At 70.5% G+C, this 4611-nt stretch carries 1 protein-coding gene; it reads left to right on the top strand.

Features of this window, described 5'->3' with window-relative positions; translation table 11 throughout:
- Positions 1 to 389: 389 nt before the first annotated feature.
- Positions 390 to 4611 (top strand): glutamate synthase large subunit (gene gltB / locus IH13_RS39085; protein WP_031089861.1); only part of this gene is annotated, 4222 nt, incomplete at its 3' end.

Below are 4611 nucleotides of genomic sequence, written 5' to 3'. Positions count from 1 at the left end.
CCGGCGGCTGACGGCCCGCCGGAACCGTGCGGATGTGACGTGCGCCGTGGCGCACGTCACTGGGCGGACGGGGGAGGGGGCCTTAAAATGAGACGCTATGCAGTGCTACACATAAGTAGTCATTACCCGGCGGTTTCATTTCCGTGGCCTCCGGGAAAGAGCGTAGACACCGCGGGCAACGACGCCTGCTCTCTGCGGTCGTCCGGACAGTCGTCCACAGGATCGTCCGGTTCGCGCTCCCCCTCCACCACGCATCCGTGGTGTCCGCATTTTGGAACGGCCTTTCCGCTTGGTGACAAGCGTTCCATCATGTACCCCCGCACGAATTTCGCAGAGGGCCAACGTCGTCCCTCGGCACAGCACATGCCACGACGACGACGGGAGAGCCCATGCGTTCCGACGCCTGGTCGCCCATGGACGGTCGCCCCGCCCAGCAGGGGATGTACGACCCCCGTAACGAGCACGACGCCTGCGGCGTCGGGTTCGTGGCCACTCTGACCGGTGTGGCCGACCATGAGCTGGTCGAGCAGGCGCTGACGGTACTGCGCAACCTCGAACACCGCGGCGCCACCGGATCCGAGCCCGACTCCGGCGACGGCGCGGGCATCCTCCTGCAGGTCCCCGACGCCTTCCTCCGCGCCGAGACCGCGTTCGAACTCCCCGAGGCCGGCTCCTACGCCGTCGGCATCGCCTTCCTGCCCGCGGACGACTCCAGGCAGGCCGTCCGGCGGATCGAGGAGATCGCCGCCGAGGAGGGGCTCGACGTCCTCGGCTGGCGCCAGGTCCCGGTCGCCCCGGACATCCTCGGCAAGGGCGCCCGCGCCACCATGCCCGAGTTCCGCCAGCTCGTCGTCGCCGGCTCCCGGACGGAGCCCGCGGGAGGCACGAGCACCGGCATCGCGCTCGACCGCAAGGCGTTCGCCCTGCGCAAGCGCTCCGAGCGTGAGGCAGGGGTGTACTTCCCCTCGCTCTCCGCCCGCACGATCGTGTACAAGGGCATGCTCACCACCGGGCAGCTGGAGCCGTTCTTCCCGGACCTCTCCGACCCCCGCTTCGCCACCGCCGTCGCCCTCGTCCACTCGCGGTTCTCCACCAACACGTTCCCGAGCTGGCCGCTCGCACACCCGTACCGTTTCGTCGCGCACAACGGGGAGATCAACACGGTCAAGGGCAACCGCAACTGGATGAAGGCCCGCGAGTCCCAGCTCGCCTCCGGGCTGTTCGGTGAGGCCGCGCTCGACCGGATCTTCCCCGTCTGCACCCCGGACGCCTCCGACTCCGCCTCCTTCGACGAGGTCCTGGAACTCCTCCACCTCGGCGGACGCTCGCTGCCGCACTCCGTGCTGATGATGGTCCCCGAGGCGTGGGAGAACCACGCCTCCATGGACCCCGCCCGGCGGGCGTTCTACCAGTACCACTCCGCGCTGATGGAGCCCTGGGACGGCCCGGCCTGCGTCACCTTCACCGACGGCGTCCAGGTCGGCGCGGTCCTCGACCGCAACGGCCTGCGCCCCGGACGCTACTGGGTCACCGACGACGGCCTCGTCGTGCTCTCCTCCGAGGTCGGCGTCCTGGACATCGACCCCGCCAAGGTCGTCCGCAAGGGCCGCCTCCAGCCCGGCCGGATGTTCCTCGTCGACACCGCCGAGCACCGCATCATCGAAGACGACGAGATCAAGGCGTCCCTCGCCGCCGAACACCCCTACGCCGAATGGCTGGAGACCGGCGAGATCGCGCTCGGGGACCTCCCCGAACGCGAGCACATCGTCCACACCCACGCCTCCGTCACCCGCCGCCAGCAGACCTTCGGCTACACCGAGGAAGAGCTCCGCGTCATCCTCGCCCCGATGGCCCGCACCGCCGGTGAACCGCTGGGCTCCATGGGCACGGACTCACCGATCGCCGCGCTCTCCGAGCGCCCCCGGCTGCTGTTCGACTACTTCACCCAGCTCTTCGCCCAGGTCACCAACCCGCCCCTGGACGCCATCCGCGAGGAGCTCGTCACCTCGCTGCGCTCCGTGCTCGGCCCCCAGGGCAACCTCCTGGAGCCGACCGCCGCCTCCTGCCGCAGCGTCGCCCTGCCCTTCCCGGTCATCGACAACGACGAGCTGGCCAAGCTCATCCACATCAACGCCGACGGCGACATGCCCGGAATGAAGGCCGCCACCCTGGCCGGCCTCTACCGCGTCGGCGGCGGAGGCGACGCACTGGCCGCCCGGATCGAGGAGATCTGCTCCGAGGCCGACGCCGCCATCGAGGACGGCGCGCGCCTCATCGTCCTCTCCGACCGGCACTCCGACGCCGAGCACGCGCCGATCCCCTCGCTGCTCCTCACCTCGGCCGTCCACCACCACCTCATCCGCACCAAGCAGCGCACCCAGGTGGGCCTGCTGGTCGAGGCCGGTGACGTACGCGAGGTCCACCACGTCGCCCTGCTCATCGGCTACGGCGCCGCCGCCGTCAACCCCTACCTGGCGATGGAGTCCGTCGAGGACCTCGTCCGGGCCGGCACCTTCATCGAGGGCGTCGACACCGAACAGGCCATCCGCAACCTGATCTACGCCCTGGGCAAGGGCGTCCTGAAGGTCATGTCCAAGATGGGCATCTCCACCGTCGCCTCCTACCGCGGCGCCCAGGTCTTCGAGGCCGTCGGCCTCGAAGAGGCCTTCGTCGCCCGGTACTTCAACGGCACCGCCACCAAGATCGGCGGCGCCGGACTCGACGTCGTCGCCAAGGAGGTCGCCGCCCGGCACGCCAAGGCGTACCCCGTCTCCGGCATCTCCGCCTCGCACCGCGCACTGGAGATCGGCGGCGAGTACCAGTGGCGCCGCGAGGGCGAACCGCACCTGTTCGACCCGGAGACGGTCTTCCGCCTCCAGCACGCCACCCGCAACCGCCGGTACGACATCTTCAAGAAGTACACGGACCGGGTCAACGAGCAGTCCGAACGCCTCATGACGCTGCGCGGCCTGTTCAACTTCAAGGAGGGCCGGGCCCCGGTCCCCCTCGACGAGGTCGAGCCCGTCGCGGAGATCGTCAGGCGCTTCTCCACCGGCGCCATGTCGTACGGCTCCATCTCCCAGGAGGCGCACGAGACCCTCGCCGTCGCCATGAACCGGCTGGGCGGCAAGTCCAACACCGGTGAGGGCGGCGAGGACGCCGAGCGCCTGTACGACCCGGCGCGCCGCTCCTCCATCAAGCAGGTCGCCTCCGGCCGCTTCGGGGTCACCAGCGAATACCTGGTCAACGCCGACGACATCCAGATCAAGATGGCGCAGGGCGCCAAGCCCGGCGAGGGCGGCCAGCTGCCCGGCCACAAGGTCTACCCGTGGGTCGCCAGGACCCGGCACTCCACCCCCGGCGTCGGCCTGATCTCGCCCCCGCCGCACCACGACATCTACTCCATCGAAGACCTGGCCCAGCTGATCCACGACCTCAAGAACGCCAACCCGGCGGCCCGCATCCACGTGAAGCTGGTCTCCGAGGTCGGCGTCGGCACGGTCGCGGCCGGTGTCTCCAAGGCCCACGCGGACGTCGTCCTGATCTCCGGCCACGACGGCGGCACGGGCGCCTCCCCGCTCACCTCGCTCAAGCACGCGGGCGGCCCCTGGGAGCTCGGCCTCGCCGAGACCCAGCAGACCCTGCTGCTCAACGGGCTGCGCGACCGCATCGTCGTCCAGACCGACGGCCAGCTCAAGACCGGCCGCGACGTCGTCGTCGCCGCACTGCTCGGCGCCGAGGAGTTCGGCTTCGCGACCGCCCCGCTCGTCGTCTCCGGCTGCGTCATGATGCGCGTCTGCCACCTGGACACCTGCCCGGTCGGCATCGCCACCCAGAACCCCGTCCTGCGGGAGCGGTTCTCCGGCAAGGCCGAACACGTCGTCAACTTCTTCGAGTTCATCGCCGAGGAGGTCCGCGAGATCCTCGCCGGACTCGGATTCCGCAGCATCGAGGAGGCCGTCGGCCACGCCGAACTCCTCGACACCGAGCGGGCCGTCACGCACTGGAAGGCCCAGGGCCTCGACCTGGCGCCCCTCTTCCACGTGCCCGCGCTCCCCGAGGGCGCGGCGCGCCACCGCGTCAACGACCAGGACCACGGCCTGGCCAAGGCGCTCGACAACCAGCTGATCGCGCTCGCGGCCGACGCGCTCGACGCCGACAGCCCCGAGGCCGCCCAGCCGGTACGCGCCCAGGTCGCGATCCGCAACATCAACCGCACCGTCGGCACGATGCTGGGACACGAGGTCACCAAGAAGTTCGGCGGCGCGGGACTGCCCGAGGACACCGTCGACATCACCTTCACCGGTTCCGCCGGCCAGTCCTTCGGCGCCTTCCTGCCGCGCGGCGTGACGCTGCGTCTGGAGGGCGACGCCAACGACTACGTCGGCAAGGGCCTCTCCGGCGGACGCGTCGTCGTCCGCCCCGACCGCGGCGCCGACCACCTCGCCGAGTACTCGACCATCGCCGGCAACACCATCGGCTACGGCGCCACCGGCGGGGAGATCTTCCTTCGCGGGCGCACCGGCGAACGCTTCTGCGTCCGCAACTCCGGCGCCACCGTCGTCTCCGAAGGCGTCGGCGACCACGGCTGCGAGTACATGACCGGCGGCC

It is taken from the genome of Streptomyces sp. NRRL WC-3549, from assembly GCF_000721935.1.
GTDB lineage: Bacteria > Actinomycetota > Actinomycetes > Streptomycetales > Streptomycetaceae > Streptomyces.
The sequence above is the reverse complement of the archived record's forward strand: the minus strand, read 5'-3'. Positions and strand labels throughout refer to the sequence as shown.